General features: G+C 58.9%; 18 protein-coding genes and 3 pseudogenes. 11 read left to right on the top strand and 10 right to left on the bottom strand.

All coding sequences use genetic code 11. The annotated features are described in order from the left end of the window. Nucleotides 1-154 precede the first annotated feature (154 nt). The 3 genes and pseudogenes from G5S42_RS42765 to tnpB (G5S42_RS42755) form a co-directional block, all read right to left on the bottom strand. On the bottom strand, nucleotides 155-856 hold the full coding sequence (locus G5S42_RS42765) for an IS6 family transposase (RefSeq protein WP_176112624.1): 702 nt from the start codon (nucleotides 854-856) through the stop codon (nucleotides 155-157). Nucleotides 857-969: 113 nt separating this feature from the next. After that, nucleotides 970-2537, bottom strand: a pseudogene (tnpC, locus tag G5S42_RS42760) (IS66 family transposase). Nucleotides 2538-2567: 30 nt separating this feature from the next. Beyond that, nucleotides 2568-2783 (bottom strand): IS66 family insertion sequence element accessory protein TnpB, encoded by a 216-nt coding sequence (gene tnpB, locus G5S42_RS42755; protein ID WP_376777326.1) that lies wholly within the window; start codon nucleotides 2781-2783, stop codon nucleotides 2568-2570. 300 nt (nucleotides 2784-3083) lie between these two features. On the opposite strand from tnpB (G5S42_RS42755), the gene G5S42_RS42750 reads away from it, so the two are divergent. After that, nucleotides 3084-3281 (top strand): hypothetical protein, encoded by a 198-nt coding sequence (locus G5S42_RS42750; protein WP_176112358.1) that lies wholly within the window; start codon nucleotides 3084-3086, stop codon nucleotides 3279-3281. Then, nucleotides 3259-5352 (top strand): recombinase family protein, encoded by a 2094-nt coding sequence (locus G5S42_RS42745; protein ID WP_176112622.1) that lies wholly within the window; start codon nucleotides 3259-3261, stop codon nucleotides 5350-5352. Before G5S42_RS42750 ends, G5S42_RS42745 begins: the two co-directional genes overlap by 23 nt. 12 nt (nucleotides 5353-5364) lie before the next feature. On the opposite strand, the gene tnpB (G5S42_RS46025) is transcribed toward G5S42_RS42745, so the two are convergent. The 3 genes from tnpB (G5S42_RS46025) to G5S42_RS42730 all read right to left on the bottom strand — a co-directional run bounded on the left by tnpB (G5S42_RS46025) (nucleotide 5365) and on the right by G5S42_RS42730 (nucleotide 6903). Further along, a complete protein-coding gene (tnpB, locus tag G5S42_RS46025) occupies nucleotides 5365-5532 on the bottom strand; it encodes an IS66 family insertion sequence element accessory protein TnpB (RefSeq protein ID WP_176112620.1) in 168 nt (55 codons plus the stop codon). Continuing rightward, the gene (gene tnpA / locus G5S42_RS42735; protein WP_312883744.1) at nucleotides 5529-5987 is read right to left on the bottom strand and encodes an IS66-like element accessory protein TnpA; all 459 of its coding nucleotides are present in this window, start codon (nucleotides 5985-5987) and stop codon (nucleotides 5529-5531) included. The genes tnpB (G5S42_RS46025) and tnpA overlap by 4 nt, the downstream gene beginning before the upstream one ends. A 193-nt stretch (nucleotides 5988-6180) precedes the next feature. After that, nucleotides 6181-6903, bottom strand: coding sequence for an IS6 family transposase (locus G5S42_RS42730; RefSeq protein ID WP_176112618.1), 723 nt, complete (start codon nucleotides 6901-6903; stop codon nucleotides 6181-6183). 99 nt (nucleotides 6904-7002) lie between these two features. On the opposite strand from G5S42_RS42730, the gene G5S42_RS42725 reads away from it, so the two are divergent. The 6 genes and pseudogenes from G5S42_RS42725 to G5S42_RS42705 all read left to right on the top strand — a co-directional run bounded on the left by G5S42_RS42725 (nucleotide 7003) and on the right by G5S42_RS42705 (nucleotide 11471). After that, complete coding sequence (locus tag G5S42_RS42725; protein ID WP_176112617.1) at nucleotides 7003-7617, top strand: helix-turn-helix transcriptional regulator; 615 nt, start codon at nucleotides 7003-7005, stop codon at nucleotides 7615-7617. Between the two features lie 9 nt (nucleotides 7618-7626). Continuing rightward, on the top strand, nucleotides 7627-8478 hold the full coding sequence (locus G5S42_RS42720; RefSeq protein ID WP_176112615.1) for a hypothetical protein: 852 nt from the start codon (nucleotides 7627-7629) through the stop codon (nucleotides 8476-8478). A gap of 510 nt (nucleotides 8479-8988) precedes the next feature. Continuing rightward, a protein-coding gene (locus tag G5S42_RS42715) for an IS5 family transposase (RefSeq protein WP_176112613.1) occupies nucleotides 8989-9794 on the top strand; the annotation gives its coding sequence in 2 pieces (ribosomal slippage) (nucleotides 8989-9319 and nucleotides 9319-9794; 807 coding nt in all). An 88-nt stretch (nucleotides 9795-9882) separates the two neighbouring features. Further along, nucleotides 9883-10254, top strand: a pseudogene (locus G5S42_RS45025) (helix-turn-helix domain-containing protein); the annotation flags it as partial. Continuing rightward, on the top strand, nucleotides 10149-10868 hold the full coding sequence (locus G5S42_RS45020) for an IS630 family transposase (RefSeq protein ID WP_312883743.1): 720 nt from the start codon (nucleotides 10149-10151) through the stop codon (nucleotides 10866-10868). The pseudogene G5S42_RS45025 and the gene G5S42_RS45020, both read left to right, overlap by 106 nt. Before the next feature lie 351 nt (nucleotides 10869-11219). Then, the gene (locus tag G5S42_RS42705; RefSeq protein WP_176112609.1) at nucleotides 11220-11471 is read left to right on the top strand and encodes a hypothetical protein; all 252 of its coding nucleotides are present in this window, start codon (nucleotides 11220-11222) and stop codon (nucleotides 11469-11471) included. Between the two features lie 119 nt (nucleotides 11472-11590). Here G5S42_RS42705 and G5S42_RS42700 read toward each other — a convergent pair whose 3' ends face one another. Beyond that, nucleotides 11591-12778 (bottom strand): tyrosine-type recombinase/integrase, encoded by a 1188-nt coding sequence (locus tag G5S42_RS42700; protein ID WP_176112608.1) that lies wholly within the window; start codon nucleotides 12776-12778, stop codon nucleotides 11591-11593. A 156-nt stretch (nucleotides 12779-12934) separates the two neighbouring features. Between G5S42_RS42700 and G5S42_RS42695 the strand changes: the two genes are divergently transcribed. Together G5S42_RS42695 and G5S42_RS42690 are read left to right on the top strand one after the other, a co-directional pair. Next, nucleotides 12935-13942, top strand: a complete 1008-nt coding sequence (locus G5S42_RS42695) for a DNA-binding protein (protein ID WP_176112606.1) — start codon at nucleotides 12935-12937, stop codon at nucleotides 13940-13942. Next, nucleotides 13939-14142 (top strand): hypothetical protein, encoded by a 204-nt coding sequence (locus G5S42_RS42690; RefSeq protein ID WP_176112529.1) that lies wholly within the window; start codon nucleotides 13939-13941, stop codon nucleotides 14140-14142. The genes G5S42_RS42695 and G5S42_RS42690 overlap by 4 nt, the downstream gene beginning before the upstream one ends. 499 nt (nucleotides 14143-14641) lie before the next feature. On the opposite strand, the gene G5S42_RS42685 is transcribed toward G5S42_RS42690, so the two are convergent. The 3 genes and pseudogenes from G5S42_RS42685 to G5S42_RS42675 form a co-directional block, all read right to left on the bottom strand. Beyond that, nucleotides 14642-15364, bottom strand: coding sequence for an IS6 family transposase (locus tag G5S42_RS42685; protein WP_176112604.1), 723 nt, complete (start codon nucleotides 15362-15364; stop codon nucleotides 14642-14644). A 165-nt stretch (nucleotides 15365-15529) separates the two neighbouring features. After that, the gene (xopAG, locus tag G5S42_RS42680; RefSeq protein WP_217710383.1) at nucleotides 15530-16888 is read right to left on the bottom strand and encodes a XopAG/AvrGf1 family type III secretion system effector; all 1359 of its coding nucleotides are present in this window, start codon (nucleotides 16886-16888) and stop codon (nucleotides 15530-15532) included. Between the two features lie 395 nt (nucleotides 16889-17283). Beyond that, nucleotides 17284-17424: pseudogene (locus tag G5S42_RS42675) on the bottom strand (IS3 family transposase); the annotation flags it as partial. Nucleotides 17425-17499: 75 nt separating this feature from the next. On the opposite strand from G5S42_RS42675, the gene G5S42_RS42670 reads away from it, so the two are divergent. Continuing rightward, entirely contained in the window at nucleotides 17500-18222 is a 723-nt protein-coding gene (locus G5S42_RS42670; RefSeq protein WP_176112602.1) for an IS6 family transposase, read from the top strand. The last annotated feature ends 604 nt before the right edge of the window (nucleotides 18223-18826 follow it).

Here is an 18826-nt window from a genome sequence, read left to right as displayed (position 1 = left end):
ATGGACTCCATGAAGCATCAAATGATGCCCGATTATACGCCATATGAGACCGCCGCGCTAAGGAGCGGGCATTGACTGTCTGGCAGGGCTGGCAAAGAGGTTCTGTCGCGGTAAGAATGAGAGGTTAGTAAAGACCCGATACGATACGGACTACTTATCCAGCCAGTGAATAGAATTGCTGTGCGGGATTCTGATCGACACCACCATCGTCCATCTGCCCCTTGACGATCATGTGCATAACTTCGATGCCGCCCAACAGGATGCGGGCACAACGAAATTTCTTGAATCCAAGCATCGGTCGGGTCCGGCGCTTGATCGCCTGATGATCCTGTTCGATGATGTTATTCAGATACTTTTTCTGGCGGACCTTGATCGGCACATCCCGCGGGGCGTTGATCGCTTGCAAGGCAGCCAGATTCGATCCGCTCTTGTCGATCGTCACGGTCTCGGGTTCGCCATTCTGGTCGATTGCCTTTTCGAAACAGGCCCGGGCTGCAGCCTTGTCCCGTCGGGCTCGCAGCAGAAAATCAACGGTGTTGCCTGCCTTGTCGACAGCCCGATAGAGATACCGCCACTCACCCCTGATTCGAATGTAGGTCTCGTCCATCCTCCAGCTCTTGCCGACCGTCCGTTTGCGCCGTCGAAACGCCTTCTCCAGGACCGGCAACAGTTTGAGTGCCCAACGATGAACGGTCGAATGATCGACCGCAATCCCGCGCTCGGCCATCATCTGTTCGAGATGACGCAGGCTCAGCGGATAGGCCACGTACCACCGAACGCACAGCAACATCACGTCCAGCGGGTAATGCAAGCGTTTGAGTACTTTTCCCACACCCGGACTCAGCTTCTCGGTCATCTGTTAGCGCCGATGTAAAACTGACCCACCCGCCGAAGTAAAGTAAGCGGCTCAGCTGGGCCGTTGGTCCATTCGCATGCGCGTGGGGCATGATGGTGAACTGGAGCCGCCGGTCAGGTAGCGGGATTCGGCGGGCTTGCCGGCGTGTGCAGCTTGTCGGCCACACGCCAAGGCAGGAGCTCGTCGATCTGATTGATTTTGTGACCGGCGATGTGGGCTAGCACATAGTCCAGGTAGGCACGCGGATCGATGTCATTCAAGTTGCAAGTGCCGATCAACGAGTACATTGCTGCTGCCCGTTCGCCGCCACTGTCGGAGCCGGCGAATAAAAAATTCTTCCGACCCAGGCTTACACAACGCAGCGCGTTCTCCGCGATGTTGTTGTCGATCTCGAGCGTACCGTCTTCGCAATACAACGTCAGTGCGCTCCACTGGTTCAGCGTGTAATTGATCGCCTTGGCCATATCGGACTTCGACGACAGCGTTTCGAGCTTTGCCCTGAGCCACGCTTCGTAGATCTGAAGCAGAGGTCTGGCATTCTCCTGCCGTATTCGCAGCCGTTCGGCGGCGGGCTTGCCGCGAATGGAGGCCTCAATGTCATAGAGCCGCCAATATATTCGAGTGCCTTTTGTGTTGTGTCAGATGGCGTGCGCACATGGATGTCGTAGAACTTTCTCCTCGCGTGGGCATGGCATGCCGCCTCGCGTATCAAGCCATCGCGGAACAATTCGTCGAAGCCCGCGTAAGCGTCCGCTTGCAGAATCCCTTTGAAGCTGGCGAGATGGGTTTGAGGATGGATGCCTTGCCGGTTCGGCGAGTACGCGAACCAGACTGAAGCAGGTTGCGCCGAGCCGGAGCGATGATCGTCGCGCACGTAGACCCATAGCCGGCCGGTGCGGGTCTTCCTGTTGCCCGGTGAGAGCACCGGGATCGGCGTGTCATCCGCGTGGAGCTTGGTCGCGGCCATCGTATAGCGGCGCAGCGCCTCTGTTAGCGGAGCGCACAGTGCCTCGCACTGGCCGACCCATCGGCCCATACTGGCCCGGTCAAGCGTCACGCCGTCGCGCCCCGCGATCGCCGATTGCCGGTACAACGGCTGGTGGTCTGCATACTTCGAGACGAGGATGTCTGCCAGCAAGCTCGGATGGGCGATGCTCCGCTCGATCGGCAGGCCGGGCATCGGCGGCTGGGTGATAGTGCTGCAGCATGGGCAAACCAGTTTGCGCCGGATCGTGCGAATGACCTTGAACACCGCTGCGACCCGGGCGAGTTGTTCGGATTCGTCCTCGCCGAGCACCTGCATTGGTTGACCGCAATCCGGGCAACTTGATTCAGGCTTGAGCACATGATCCTCGCGCGGCAGATGCGCGGGAAGCGCTTGCCTGGAAGCCGCTTCGTCCGTCGTCGCATTTGAGGTGGACGCATTTGCACCGCGGGCCTGCGCACGCTGCACATCCACAACTCCGCGCCCGGCGGCCAGATCCTCAAGTTGAGTCTCGAGCGTCTCGATTTGCCGCTGCAACTGCTCGGACTTGCGACCGAACTGCATGCGCCTGAGCTTGTCGATCTGCGCCTTGAGTTGCTCAATCTCGACATCGCGTTCGGCAAGCAGGCTACGGGCCTCAACCAGCAAGGCCTTCAGGAGCTCGACATCGTCAGGAAGATCGGCGCCGTTCGACATGCGCCGTAGTTTACGAGTCTGCCGCGCGGTTTACAACATCGATAGTGCGGCAGTGCGACGGGGCTGTCGCCAGTCGATGCCCTCAAGCAGCATCGACAGTTGTGCAGAGCTCAGATGGACCTTGCCACCGTCGGCCTTGGGCCATATAAAACGGCCTCGTTCAAGCCGCTTCGCGAGCAGCCAGATTCCGTCCTCCGAGGCCCAGAGAATCTTTACCAGATCGCCAAACCACACGACATTCAACATACCGATCGCAAATTGTGGTGATCGCATACCGCTGGCACCCCGCCTACGGCCAGGAATACAGGCTGGTCCGCCGCACTGGGCGCCGCGGGAATCAGATGGTTCACCTCGACGTCCCGCAACAGATCTCCCGCGAACTGCCAGCCTGGATGCTCGATGCGTCAATATGCTCGGCGATGTCGCTTGGCGAACCGCAAGTGAGCGCCGAGGCGCTGGCCTTCTTGTGCCGCGTCCTGTCTGATCGGAAGCGCCACTCCGCCGCAGGAGGATCATAGAAGCCTCTGTCAACGGAGGGCCATTCCGATGAGACGACTGCAAAGAGAACCCGGCGTACAGCTTCCGCTGGAACTGCACCTGGATCCCACCTTCGACGCAGCCATAGTGGGGAATCGACGGGAGGAAGTGATCGACGCGCTCGCGGCACTTCTGCTGGAAGCGCTGGGAAAGCCGGCGAACATAACCGACCGAGGAGATCGCGATGAGCCAGAAGATCTCTGCTGATCATCTCTGCCGAGGCGCAGTGGTCTACGTCCGGCAGTCAACCATGAGCCAGGTGGTGGAGCACACGGAGAGCCAGAATCGTCAGTACGCGCTCGCTGAATCTGCACGAACCATGGGCTTTGCTTCAGTGACGACGATCGACGATGACCTTGGACGTTCGGGCTCCGGCAGTATCGAACGTCCCGGGTTCCAGAAGCTGGTCGCGTCAGTGTGTGCAGGATCCGTCGGCGCCGTGTTCTGTCTCGAGGCTTCACGACTTGCGCGCAACGGCCGCGATTGGCACCATCTCATTGATCTTTGCGCACTGGTCGGCACGGTCGTCGTTGATCACGACGGTATTTATGACCCCAGGCTGGTCAACGATCGGCTCCTGCTCGGACTCAAAGGCACGATGTCGGAGTACGAACTCAGTCTGCTGCGGCAGCGTGGCATTGCCGCGCGTGATTCGAAGGCACGGCGAGGCGAATTGCGCTTTGCACTACCTCCGGGCTACTGCTGGAATGAGCTTGGGCAGATCGAGATGGATCCAGACGAACGGGTTGCCGAGTCCATCCGGGTGCTCTTCCGTAAGTTCCGCGAACTCGGCAGTGCCCGTCAGGTGCTGCTATGGGCCATACAATCCAATGTCAAGCTGCCTGTAACGCGGCACGGCCCCGCTGGCATCCGGATCGAATGGAGCCGGCCTGCATATCACACGGTCGTCCAGATGCTGGAACATCCGGTTTATGCTGGGGCGTATGTGTTTGGAAGGACGACGCAACGCACTGCCGTCGTCGACGGACGGGCTCGTAAGACTGAAGGCCACTCCAAGCCGATGAAGGAATGGAGCGTACTGTTGCATGACCATCACCCAGGCTATATCACGTGGGATCAGTTCGAGGAGCATCAAAGGATGATTGCCGAGAACACACATATGAAGAAGCGAGCTTCCCGCCGATCTGCTCGTGGCGGGCGGGCGTTGCTGACTGGTCTGGCGCGATGTGGCCGATGCGGTCGAATGATGCGAGTGAACTACGGAATGAGAGCCGGTCACGCGCATCGCTATTACTGCCGCGGCGACGAGGCACATGTCGGAGCGATTCTCTGTATCGGAATCGGTGGAGTACGTGTCGACAAAGCGGTGGCGGCGGCAATTCTCGAAGCGGTTTCGGAACATGCTGTGGAAGCGGCCATCCGCGCTGCAGAGCAAACATCGCGCGCAGATGACGATGTGCGTCGCGCGTTGTCCTGTGAACTCGAGGAAGCACGCTACGATGCATCTCTTGCGGCGCGCCGGTATGAGGTCGTCGATCCGACGAAGCGGTTGGTTGCACGCGAGCTTGAAACACGCTGGAATGCGGCGCTTGAACGTGTCGCTCACCTCGAAGAGCGGGCAGCGCTTCTGGACCGCGAGGTCGCAAGCCGGCCGGCGATCGACCAGGCACAGCTGATGACGCTCGCGTACGACCTCCCAGCGGCGTGGAATGCGCCGGGCACCGACATGCGGACAAAGCAGCGGCTGACCCGTATTCTCATTCAGGAAGTCGTGATTGATCTGGACGACAGCACGAATGAAGCGATCGCCACAGTCCATTGGACCGGTGGTCGGCATACGGAGCTACGCGTCGCACGCGTAAATGTTGGACGGTATCCATCCAGCCAACACTTCAGTGCTGTTGAGGTTATGCGCAAGCTTGGCGGGCAGTGGCCGGACAGGGAGCTTGCGGTGACCATGAACCGCATGCGATGCAAATCGCCAGACGGCAAGACCTGGACCACGGTTCGTGTTACCGAACTGCGTGAACGGCTGGGCATTGCGCCATTCGATCCGATGGCATCGCATGCGGAGACGATCAGCGTGGAAGAGGCCTCACGGCGACTGGGAATTTACGGGAGCTCGATTCACCGTCTGATACGTGAGGGAATACTGCCTGCGACCCAACTCATGCCCTCCGCGCCCTGGCAGGTCCCTGTTGCTGCGCTCGATTCCGAAGCCGTCAGGGAAGGTGTACGGGCTATCAAGGAACGGCGGCCGCCTCACTTCAAGGCCCGACAGGAAGCAGAGAAGTCACTCAAGTTGCCGGGCTTCTAACCAAAGGATGCACTATGTCACGAGACTCCCCCGACGGCCCCGGAAGATGTAGACGTTGCCGCCCAGCGGATTCTCCCCAAGCGCTGTTTGCACCTTCGCTGCCAACCCCTGGAACCCGCATCGCATATCAGTGACGCCAGCAGCGATCCAGATGCGCGTGCCTGCCGGTAGGGAGATCATGAGCGCAGACTACCCAGCACGATCCGCAGCATATCGGCATCAACCAGGCCGTCCACTTTAACCACCGCACGACCGATCCGGATCTCGATCGTGCCGACCGGTGATACAGGCTTCGCGCCCTGCGCGGGCGCTTCTACCGGAGCTGACTCAATGACCTCCGTCGGCGTGTCGCTGAGCAATACGACCGGAATGAGCCCGGCAGATCGAGCTTGCTGATCGGCCAGATAACGCCGCCGCCAGGTAAACAGCATGTTCGCGTTGATGCCATTCTCCCGGGCCAGCTTCGCGACTGATACGCCAGGCTCGCAAGCTGCTGCTGCCAGTCGCTCACGCAGCTCCCGGGGGTAGTTCGGCCGCCCCGTTCGGGTACCCGGCTTCTTCTCCGCAGACTGTGTCAAAGTGGTGCCCATCAGATTCGAAATGATGTGCATCACTTTGATGTCGCCCTCAGCCACTGTCTATAACGGCCGGCACGAGCCGCTTACGAAGTAAACCTGACCCACCTAGGAGAGGATGGCGGCTTTTTGCCGCCGATGCTGACTCAGGAGCAAGCAGTGGAAATCAAGGTATTGGCAAGACGGGGAACGGCGGTAGGTTCTGTTGCAGTAAGGGTGTCGGGACGAGAAATGTCGATATGATAAGTATTGCTTATGACGCAAGGGAGTAAAACTGCTGGGAAGCAGGCGACGGGTCTTTGCCCGCAGATTTCATCTGTCCTTTCCTGATCATGTGCATTACCTCGATGCCGCCGAGAATGACCCTCGCACGGTGGAAGTTCTTGAATCCCAGCATCGGCCGGGTCCGGCGTTTGATAGCCCGATGGTCCTGTTCGACAATGTTGTTCAGATACTTGATCTGACGGACCTTGATCGGCGTCTCGCGATCGGCATTCACCGCATCCAGTGCGGCCAGATTGGAGCCGCTTTTGTCGATGGTCACGGTCTCTGGCGTACCATTATGGGTGATCGCCTTTTCAAAGAACCGCCGGGCAGCGACCTTGTCCCGCCTGGCCCTGAGCAGGAAGTCGACCGTGTCGCCCGCCTTGTCCACTGCCCGGTAAAGATATTTCCACTCACCTTTGATCTTGATATAGCTCTCGTCCATTCGCCAGCTTTTCCCAACCGGACGCTTGTGCTTGCGGAAGCTCCTTTCGAAGAGCGGCAGCAGTTTGATGACCCAGCGGTACACCGTCGAATGATCCACCGCGACACCACGCTCGTCCATCATTTCCGCAAGATTGCGCAAACTCAGCGAATAGGCCACGTACCATCGCACGCACAGCAAAATCACTTCAAGCGGGTAGTGACGGCGCTTCAGGACCTTGGCCAAGCCCGGCGCGAGTGTGGTTCGCGGTGTCTTCGTCTTCTTCATCGCACAGCTCAAAAATTCGCTACCCAATTTTAACGTGGGCCTTACTGCAACAGAACCCCTAAAGGCTTGGTCGTAAAAAACTAATCAGGAGACGGACATATGCAATCATCATTGCCTGCGTTTGGCGCTGCGAAGCATTACCCGGTGATGTTGCGGCCGTTCGTTGGGACGGGGTCTGCATATCCGCTTGAGAACGTAGACCGTTGGAGCGGGTACCTTTCACCTCGATCAGGACTCTTTGTCAGCGATGACACGGCGGTGCGGTCGCCGCGCAGGCGCCCGCGCGCGGATATCCGGACGGCGAAGGAACATCTGGAAAATGTCCGCGCAGTGCTGAATCCCGCTATTGGCGATCTGGCGGTTCTCTTCGACGTGTCGCGCCAGGCGATCTACAAGTGGCTGTCCGAAGAGTCGATGCCGGACGCGGACAGGCTCGCGCGCATCAGGACGTTGAGTCAGATCGCTGACGCGTTCAAGGCGGCAGGAGTCGCGCGCGCGCCGAGTCTCCTGAAAATGAAAGCGTTTGAAGATCGCTCCCTGTTCGACATCCTGAAGGCCGGGGAGGACAGTTCGGCGGCCGTGCAGACTTTGATTGAAGAGGCTCGGGCAATGGAGCGATCCTATGCACTCTCAGGTCTTTCGAATACCGCGGCTCCAGCCACAGCAGACTGGCAATCGGATGTTTCGATTCCAGGTGCTGCCGAGGATCGCTGAGGGGGCGGGATGCCGGGACGTGACAGTGCTTGGCGGCAAGGCAGTCTCATCGTTGACGCTCATGCGTTGAACCTCGGACTCGTCTTTGATGACGGCGGTCAACATCGCGTCGTTGTCATCTCGCACGACTGCGATCTCGCCAACGACAGGGAGCCCTTTGTCGAGTGCATCGTCGCGGACATCGTTGCGACGGCGGAGCCAACGTTCACTCGTGCCCGAAACGTACGCCGGCTTCATCTCTCCTACACCACGGGGGAAGGGCAGACGCTCGCGCTTGAACTGCGTCGCGATGCCCGAAGCGTGGTCGGTACGGCGATGTTCGATGCGATCGCTGCCAATCCGGATGCGTCAGTCACACTGAATGCCGATGAGAAGAGGGCACTCAAGCAATGGCTGGCCGCGCGGTATGGTCGTCCGGCTTTCCCGAATGCGTTCGAGAATCGCCTTCGCCGAAAACATAAGGGCAAGACGGTTGAGCAACTGACCGGCAAGCTCCTCGAGCCATACAACGCCCATCTGGTGGGCGTTTTCTTCGACCTCGACACAGCGCGCTTTCAGGACCTCGAAGACGGTGAGCCTTACTTCCTACGCATCACCGTTGCGTATGACGCTACAGAAGGGGGGCCGGTTGCGCGTGCTGCAGCCGAGAAAGCGGCCAGCGAGATTTCCGAACTATTCACGAGCGTCTATGGCAAGCCAGAGGAAGCTAAGGAAATTGCTCTTGAGAGTAGTGTCGCCGTCGCGGATACACATCTCTCGCTGGCAGATCTTCGACGGGTTGATCAGTGGCGCCTCGAATACATCAGTCTTCGAGCGGATCCGCCTGAAGATTTTCTGGCTGTCGGCGAGACACCTACATAGGGTACGCGACGTGGACCAACATCGTCCGATGACCATGTACGGATATCGTATGGAAGACCCACGCATCGGGAAGCGACGGGCAAACTGAAACAGATCGTTTTTTCATTAGTATGCGAGGGGCGGTCCCTCCGCCCCTCTCGATGCCGCAGTCTACGAAACCTTTGAAAGTCCGTCGTAGTTCATCAACTTCCTGAACGGAATGCGGCCTAACGAGGAGTTGAAACGATACCCTTCCAACATCCCGCAATCCTCGGCGGTCTTGAAAAGCACCAGCAGTTCCTCGATCGAGGAAACGCCCAAGAGAATACAAAGAGCCGGCTGATACTTTTTCGACTCTGCCTTCGCAAAACGGTTGTGGTGCAAATAGCGCTCAAGGATCGACCAGACGAACGTCAGCTACCAGCAAACATCCGCAAAATTCCAGATTTACTTCCCTTCGTCAACAAGGTCCACGTTTAGAGCCGCTAACACAACCTGGACATCCGGTCATGAAAGCCATATCCTGGCGGCATGGCCAGACGAAAAATAAGTAACGAGTTATGGGCGGCACTGGAGCCGCTGATTCCGGTGTTCACGCCTTCACCGAACGGCGGCCGACGTCGAACGGTGGATGACCGCGCAGCCTTGGACGGCATCCTGTATGTGCTGCAAACGGGCATTCCATGGGAAGAGCTGCCGCAAGAGCTTGGCTTCGGCAGTGGCATGACGTGCTGGCGACGGCTACGGGACTTGCAGGCCGCAGGCGTGTGGGAGCAACTGCATCTCGCGCTGCTTCGCCGCTTGCGTGAACATGACCAGATTGATTGGGAGCGGGCCAGTATTGACGGCGCCAGCGTATCCAGCCCCCGGGGGGCCAGGAAACCGGCCGCAACCCGACAGACAGGGGGAAGCTCGGGTCGAAACGGCACATCGTCGTAGACGCACGAGGTATTCCCTTGGCCATCACGGTCACCGGCGCCAACCGGCACGACTCGATGGCATTCGAGTCCACGCTCGATGCAATTCCGGCGGTGGCGGGCCTGAACGGCCGGCCCCGCAAACGTCCAGGCAAGTTGCATGCGGACAAGGGCTACGACTTTGCCCGCTGTCGGCATTACTTGGGCAAGCGTGGCATCAAGGCCCGTATCGCGCGGCGCGGCGTAGAAAGTAAAGAGAAGCTCGGACGGCATCGCTGGGTGGTCGAGCGCACGCATGCCTGGTTTGCCGGTTTCGGCAAACTGCGCATTCGTTTCGAGCGTCGTCTCGACATTCATGTTGCGTTACTTTCCCTGGCTGCTGCTGTTATCTGTTCGCGCTTCGTGGATGACTTGTGTTAGCGACTCTTATTGAGATTTACTAAATTCACGACAACCGATTCTCTGCTGGTGCGTTATACGGTCATCACGTTGAAGGGAGACGGGGTTGATGGCCAAAATGGACGACGCTACGCGCAAGCGGGTGCGTGCCGGTCGCTTGATGTTGGCGGGCAAGACGCCCGCCGAAGCGGCAAAGATGGTCGGAGTGGCGCGGCAGACTGCATACACATGGAAGGCCCGACTCGACGAAGGTGGCATCGATGCGCTCCGCGTGATGGCCACGGGGCGGCCGGCGCAACTGGATGCGGCCCAACTCGAAGGTCTGCGCGCAGCGCTGCTGCAGAGCCCGTTGACACACGGATTCGGTACCGAACTGTGGACGCTCAAGCGCGTACGGGTGCTCATCGAGCGACTGTACGGCGTTACCTTCAGCGAGGTACATGTGTGGCGGTTGCTGGGCGCCTTGGGGTTCAGCTCGCAAAAGCCGGAGCGCCGGGCGATCGAGCGCAACGAGGACGCGGTACTGACCTGGAAGCGCAAGACCTGGCCCGCGCTCAAAAAAAGAGTACCGCCGAAGGAAGACTGATCGTCTTCATTGACGAATCCGGCCTCTCGGAGCGCCCCACACGAGTGCGCACCTGGGCGCCCAAGGGCTGCACGCCGATCATTCAGTACCACTTCAACTGGAAGCACGTTTCGGCCATCGCCGGTCTTACCCGTACCAACTTCGTGTTCCGACTGCACGACGGCGCGATCAGAAGCGCGCAAATCATCGAATTCCTCAAAGCGCTGCGCGCGCAACTCAGGCGCAAGCTGATGATCGTGTGGGACGGCGCAGCGCAGCACAAGAGCCGCGTCGTGCGCGAGTACCTTGACAGCACGGATGGCGCAATCCAGATGGCGCTGCTGCCCGGCTACGCCCCGGACCTGAATCCAGTCGAATACCTTTGGGCCTGGCTCAAGCGGCACGCATTGGCGAACTTCTGCCCTGATAACCTGGCCGAACTGAAGCACACCGCTCGAAACAAGCTCAAGAGCGGCCAGAAGCGCAAATCGATCATCGTTGCCTGCTGGAAGCAAGCCGAGCTTTGGTGATGTCATGAATTACGTAACTCTCAATAGTTTGCTTTTCCGGAAAGTAAAGTTGAACTCACGGCACGTTGGGTTACCGCACCACGGGACTTTCTTTGGGGGATGAAACAACATCACTTCGCGGGACGGCCCGCCAGGCGAACTCGTGCGGATCACCGCCGATGTCGCCTTCCATCGCGATGTCCTGCGCGTCGCCGTGCCCGGTCCGGTCCGGTCCGGTCCGGCGACGGCTTGTGCAGTCCGGGGCAGGCCGCGGCAACGCTGCGCGACGCCCAGCTTGCGCTCGATTTCCTGGGCGGCATGGACGAAGCTGCATGCTAGAGTGGGGGCGTGTCCGCTACCGGGGAGCGTAATTTGGTTCAGTCCGTTCAGCAGCGGATGCCCGCTGCCACCGATATTTGCCGCCTGCTTGATTGCCTTGCGGCGACGCTCGCGCAACCGGCGCCTGTTGCAGGCTCCGGCGACTGGCCGGAGCTGGGTCGGCAACTCGCCCGGGTGCGTGCGGTACTGGCCGGGGAAACCCGCGTGCGATGTTTCCGGACCCGAGGCCGCACCACCATCGTGTCCGGTTCTTGTGAAGACGCCGAGCGCGGCGGCCTGTTCTGAGCTGGGTGCGTCGATCCCGGGCGAACGCTGGGAACTCCGCGGTCCAGGCAAGTGGACTGGGCTTCGCTGCGGAAACCGGTTACATCGGCGCAGCGCGGCATGCCGCGCGGGATCGCCGGTTACCAGTCGATGCGGTGCTTCTCTTCTGTTTCGCGATGCCGCTGGTCATCGTCGGCGTGCAGATACAGGCTCGTGGTGGTCAGCGACGCATGGCCAAGGTTGTCGCGGATGAGCCGCAGATCGACGTCGCCGTCGGCCATGTGGGAACCCGCGCTGTGACGCATCCAGTGCGCCGAGGCGCGCTCGAGCTGCGCGGCGCGCGCAGCGTACTCGTCGCCGCGCAGGCGCAGCTTTTTCGCGGCGCCGGCAAAGATGGCCTTGACGATGGTGTGCAGCGCCGCGCGCGTGAGCGGTTTCATGGATTTTCCGAGTGGCAGCACGAGCGGCGTGTCCTCGTGCTGAGCGGGCATCAGCGGCAGCCCACGCTCGCGGCGGTAGCGGCCAAGCTCGACCATCATCTCGGCGGAGGCGGGCACGAGCCGGTCCTTGTCCCCCTTGCCCGTGACCTCGAGCCACCAGCGCTCGTGCGCGTCGGTGTCGCGCCGGCAGAAGAAGCAGCCCATCGTGTTGCCACTGACTTCCGAGATGCGCAGGCCGGCCAGATAGAGCAGGGTGAACAGCCAGCGCGCGCGCCAGTAGCGTTCGCGTTCGCGGGCCGTCTCGCGAGGCAGCGAATCGATGTAGACCTTGACCTCCTGCCACAGGTCGCGCTCCAGAAAGCGCGTGACGCGCGGCGCTGAGCGTCGCGCGCGCTGGCGTGAGAGCGACAGCGGGTTGCCGCCCAGATAGCCCGCACCGACGAGCCAGGAGAAAAGGGCGTTGAGGATGACCATCGCCTGGCGCTGGCTGCTTGGGGCGAGCGGCCCGTGAAACGGGCGCCAGCGCGGATCCTCGCGCGAAAACTTCCGGCCGCTGCCGTTTTCCCCACCGCTGACCCACCGCGCGCGCGGCTGCGGGTCCGCGAGGAAGCGCTGGTACACGAGCAGATCCTCGTGCGTGAGCGAGGACAGCGGCTTGCCGAGCTGGACGATGGACCACAGCAGCAGCCGTTCGGCTTCCTTGCGGTAGTTCTCGAAGGTGGTTTTCGTGTCGGCGACGCGCGCGAGCCATGCGCGCACGGCCGCGAGGTCGTCATCGGCGGCGATCTGGCGGCGGCTGGTGGCGCGATTGACACCGGTGCGGCCGTCGAGATCATCGGGCAGTTCGAGGACGTCGAGCGGGCGCGGCGCGACGAGGGCGGTTTTCATGGGATCCGGTGGTCTTGGGGTGTCACGCGTTCAGTGTCGCACCTCTCGCAGTCGATTTCAACATTATACGGTTAATGTTGAAATTTAATGTAGAAATAGTAGAGAAAAGTCAAATTACGCAGTAATATTACTTCTCAAAAATCCCGCGGAATGCTCATGTCTGACACCGTTCCTGATGAAAGCCGCCTCCAGGCCGAGATCGAGCGCCTGAAAGCCGAATTTCCGCATACGCGCGATCTCTATCGGGAGGCCTGCGCGCTGCTGTTTTTCCGCTTCGGCGTCACGCCGACGGCGAACCGTCTCTATCAGCTCGTGCGCCGCGGCAGCATGAGTACGCCCGTCGCGGTGCTCAACGCGTTCTGGGCCGACCTTCGGGAGAAAAGCCGCGTGCGCATCGAACACGCCGACCTGCCCGCAGAACTGCGTGACGCGGCGGGCGACCTGGTGGCCACACTCTGGAAACGTGCTGCCGGCGCGGCCGATGACGCCCTCCGGGCGCTGCGGACCGAAGTCGAAGCCGCGCGGCTCGCCGCCGAGGCGTCTGTCACGGCCGTGCAGGCGGATCTGGCGCGCACCGAAACGGCACTGGAGCAGCGGACAACCACGCTGCTTGCCGCCCAAGTACGCATCCAGGAACTCGAGCAGGCGCAGGCGGCGGCCGCGGCGACCCGTCACGCGCTTGAAGGCGAGCTGGAGCGCGCGCAGCAGGCGCTACGCGAGCGGGACGCCGCTCTGGCGCAGGCCCGCACCGACTTCGCCGCTGAACTCGACAAACAGCGGACCAGCACCGAACTGGCCGAGACCCGTTTGCAGGCCGCGGAGAAGCGCGCGCTGCTCGAGATCGAGCGCGAACGGGCCGCGGCTACGCGTCTGCAGCGCGAACTTGAAGGTGTACAGCAACGCGCGTCTCGCGACGGCGAGCGCGCGCAGGCCGAGATCCATTCATTGCAGGCGCAACTGGGAGATTTGCGCCATTCGACGGGTATGCTGGAGGGGCGATTTGAAGCGATGCGGGCGAGCCACGAGGCCCAGGCGCAGGAGCTGGAATTCCTGCGGCAGAAAGCGTCCGGTCCGGGCAGTGCCGCACGCCGCGCTCCGCGCCGCGCGGGCCGGCAGTCTGCCGGGCCTGTGAAAGCTGTACGCAAGTCCGGCGCGAAGACATGAGTCGCACAGGACGCGGTCGACGGAAGGATGTCTGCCCGGACATCGGCGTGCTGATGCGCTATGGGGAGCGAGTGGTGCGGGTGGTGGCCGAAGCGCGCGGTCAGCGCGTGATCATCGAATCACTTGACGAAGATGGCCTTGCCTTCCGGAGCACGGTGAAGTGGAAGAATCTGGCGCCGCTTCTAGCGCAGCTGTTCTGAGAATGTGGTTGCCGCGCTGACGACTGAGAATGTGGTTGGGCTCAGAGCCCTTTCGCGGACCGGTACAAGTCTTACTTCTGGAATGGATCAACTTTCACTTCGTCGGACGCAGGCGCTTTCCCAGCGGTCAACAAACTGACGATCGACGCCTTGATAGAGCCAGCACCACGGCCACCCACGGTTCAGTCCCAACAGGCGCCGGTGGCACACATCCCGATTCGCAGATGCGAGCGCGCGACGCAATGCGAAACATCGAGCCGTGATCGGAAACTACCTGCGCCGCAGGGACGGGTGGAGTTGTTCCCCCCGCACGAATTGTCAGTTCGATGCCCATCGGGCATGATGCCGCGGCGCGCGTCATTGTGCTGCGTGACCAACCCTCGGATCCACTGACCCCTGTAGACTATGGATATGGCAAACCACGAGCGCTTCCACGTCGTGTACGGTTCTGTTGCAGTAAGGGTGTCGGGACGAGAAATGACGATATGATAAGTATTGCTTATGACACAAGGGAGTAAAACTGCTGGGAAGCAGGCGACGGGTCTTTGCCCGCAGATTTCATCTGTCCTTTCCTGATCATGTGCATTACCTCGATGCCGCCGAGAATGACCCTCGCACGGTGGAAGTTCTTGACTCCCAGCATCGGCCGGGTCCGGCGTTTGATAGCCCGATGGTCCTGTTCGACAATGTTGTTCAGATACTTGATCTGACGGACCTTGATCGGCGTCTCGCGATCGGCATTCACCGCATCCAGTGCGGCCAGATTGGAGCCGCTTTTGTCGATGGTCACGGTCTCTGGCGTACCATTATGGGTGATCGCCTTTTCAAAGAACCGCCGGGCAGCGACCTTGTCCCGCCTGGCCCTGAGCAGGAAGTCGACCGTGTCGCCCGCCTTGTCCACTGCCCGGTAAAGATATTTCCACTCACCTTTGATCTTGATATAGCTCTCGTCCATTCGCCAGCTTTTCCCAACCGGACGCTTGTGCTTGCGGAAGCTCCTTTCGAAGAGCGGCAGCAGTTTGATGACCCAGCGGTACACCGTCGAATGATCCACCGCGACACCACGCTCGCCCATCATTTCCGCAAGATTGCGCAAACTCAGCGAATAGGCCACGTACCATCGCACGCACAGCAAAATCACTTCAAGCGGGTAGTGACGGCGCTTCAGGACCTTGGCCAAGCCCGGCGCGAGTGTGGTTCGCGGTGTCTTCGTCTTCTTCATCGCACAGCTCAAAAATTCGCTACCCAATTTTAACGTGGGCCTTACTGCAACAGAACCCAAGGGCAGACGGGAATTCGTGAAAAATTCTGTGCTGACAGCGAGTTATCTCACTTTTGGCTGTTTTTTTACACGAATCCCCGCCGTCCCTCTCACTCGCCTGCTCGGTCATCTGTCTCCGCCATCTGCCCGAGTTTTGTTAGCCGCTCTAAGTGCTTCTCCGCCATAAAACTCCAATGCGGCATCCTTGCATACATTTTTGTAAAAAGCTTCAGCGTCCTCCACTGTGTAGCCAGCTCCGACGAAACACCCGTGCGCAGTTTCTCTAAGTGTGTGACGCTCGCTACTGGCGTTGTCGTAAACAGCGTTCAGGCATCCGACTATGGCGACAACGTCCTGCTTAGAAAGCCTATCCTCGCCACTTAGTAAACGCGCATGATTGATGTATGCCGAAACATTATATCCAGTAAACGAATCAGCCAAGCCGGAAGAATCCTCGAAACCGGAGCAGTCATCATTCATTTTGAAATGACTAACTGGAATATACTTCATCTCTCGCATTTTTTTTGACCTAAGATCTCTCATCGACTCTTCATCTTTTTTACAAATTGACTCCTGTATCACCATATTGAGCTCATGGAGAAGTGGCCCAGCGACGCTCGTATTACGCCGGGCAATTCCTTTATCCATGTCACTTTGGTTAAACGGCCTAGTTTCACCAAGACGCTGATTTTCACGTGAAGATGCCAAGCCTTTTCCCTCGAGAAATGGCATTAGCACCTTGTGAGCATCCCCCCAGGTTTTCGGGCTGCAGTATAATGGCCTAAGAATCAGCAGTGCCTGCCCGGCCCGGAACTGGGCTGCCGGGCTAAGTGATTCGCCATTCTCCAGAAGCGGTTGCAATGCAACCATACAGGCTTCTGGCGTCAACGCTCGGTCACTGACGATTGCTTGGGCGTGATGCTTTTCGCCCTTCTCAATAAAAGGGTTAGAAATTGATCGTGATGCATAACCGTAGGAGCCGGTTTCTTGGTTTGGAACACCCGAAAGCGAATATTTGTTTTTAGCGTAAAAATCATCCTCCATGGTCATATCGAAATTAACTGGAGCCTGAACAACTCCATGCTTGGCGAGCAGCTCAGGCTTTATGCGATCACCAAGAATGCATGATATATTTAGCGAAATGGAATCGCGTGCCTCTTTTGTATTGATTAATTGTTTCATGTGAACTTTGGTAGCAGCGCGGAAATCTACCATCGTGACGAAAAGATTTTCTCCAACAAGCTTTGGCCATGATAAAGCGCGCGCCACCACAACGTTTTCAGGGCAGCCATGAGCATGGTATTCGTTATAATTAGCCTCAGCTTTTTCCTCAGCCTCCTGCAGGCGAGCGTCACTGGTGAAGCCTTGCTTACCATCATGTAGTGATGTTGTTGAAAGAAAGAATCTGTTGGCGATGTTGTCGTAGGCATAAGCAGCACCGGCAGCCCCTGCAAGATATTTGGCGGTCTTCGCAAGAAGTGCCATTCCTCTCGGGTTGTTACTGTTAGAAGATTTGCGATTTGCATTCCTTGAAAAGGGTGTGAGTGCTGAGAGAATTCCATTCGAACTATTCGCTTCACCTGTCATTTGAGACGAAGTGTGCGTGCTCTTATTAGATTCATTTGCTAGGGCTGATGCAATCGATCTCACATTACTCCCAACTATACGCATTTCCGGCACCTCAATATTCAAGTTAATTAAGGAAGCCACATGAAAATTAATTTGATACAATTTGCAATTGTAAAAAGATGATGCTTGTCTAGAAGGCAAGCAAGTTATTAACTAACACACGACATTTACCATATTTCAAGAATCTGCGAATTCATTGACGGCAATCCGAAGTAAGACTGATACGCCCAGGGTTTTGTAGACACCCAGGACCCTCGTTGCGCGTAGCGCCGCTCGAACTCTACCGGTGACAGATTGCTATTGGAACCGTAGCGGCGTTTTGGGTTGTAGAACATCTCGATGTAGTTGAACACCTCCGCGCGTGCGGCGTCTTTGGTGGGATAGATCCACCGGCCACGAGCACATCAACAGGTTCTGTTGCAGTAAGGCCCACGTTAAAATTGGGTAGCGAATTTTTGAGCTGTGCGATGAAGAAGACGAAGACACCGCGAACCACACTCGCGCCGGGCTTGGCCAAGGTCCTGAAGCGCCGTCACTACCCGCTTGAAGTGATTTTGCTGTGCGTGCGATGGTACGTGGCCTATTCGCTGAGTTTGCGCAATCTTGCGGAAATGATGGACGAGCGTGGTGTCGCGGTGGATCATTCGACGGTGTACCGCTGGGTCATCAAACTGCTGCCGCTCTTCGAAAGGAGCTTCCGCAAGCACAAGCGTCCGGTTGGGAAAAGCTGGCGAATGGACGAGAGCTATATCAAGATCAAAGGTGAGTGGAAATATCTTTGCCGGGCAGTGGACAAGGCGGGCGACACGGTCGACTTCCTGCTCAGGGCCAGGCGGGACAAGGTCGCTGCCCGGCGGTTCTTTGAAAAGGCGATCACCCATAATGGTACGCCAGAGACCGTGACCATCGACAAAAGCGGCTCCAATCTGGCCGCACTGGATGCGGTGAATGCCGATCGCGAGACGCCGATCAAGGTCCGTCAGATCAAGTATCTGAACAACATTGTCGAACAGGACCATCGGGCTATCAAACGCCAGACCCGGCCGATGCTGGGATTCAAGAACTTCCACCGTGCGAGGGTCATTCTCGGCGGCATCGAGGTAATGCACATGATCAGGAAAGGACAGATGAAATCTGCGGGCAAAGACCCGTCGCCTGCTTCCCAGCAGTTTTACTCCCTTGTGTCATAAGCAATACTTACCATATCGACATTTCTCGTCCCGACACCCTTACTGCAACAGAACCGAAACGAATCCGATACGCCTGACTTTACCGCGGCGATGAAGTGATCTTGGTGAGTAAATTGTCGCAACTGCAGTCCGTGGTTGCGTTGGTTCTCGACATCTGCCAACACCTTCAGGTTTCCGATGTCAAGATGCGTTATTGAAGACTCCTGCGTGGCACGATGCCGTACGCGGCTAATCGCCGCTTGCGCGTACTTCCTGAGCGGCGCTTTCGCTTCGTGCATCGCGCCTTCGACAGCCGCAATCTTGTCTCGCAAACGCGGGGGTAGTGGAACGGGGGGCACAAGGAAGTTTCAACAATCGATGACATTTCCAGTCCCCGGTGCGCAAAGCACTGGACCGCGCGTCGCCAGCGCTTTTCTGTGACTCATGCCGAATTGGCGCGTCAATGCCGGCACCGCAGATCGCGCCTCGGCTGCTTCCAATGACGCTGCAACCGAGTTGCCTTCCTGTAACGCAGCGCCTGTCGTGCGCCAGCTCGGTCGGCCACACACCAACCGCGTTAGTGGGAGAAGTATGGTGCTGCACGATGGTTGCGGGGGAGCGGAGT

Source organism: Paraburkholderia youngii, assembly GCF_013366925.1.
GTDB classification, from domain to species: domain Bacteria; phylum Pseudomonadota; class Gammaproteobacteria; order Burkholderiales; family Burkholderiaceae; genus Paraburkholderia; species Paraburkholderia youngii.
This window is presented reverse-complemented; position numbering and strand designations above follow the sequence as displayed.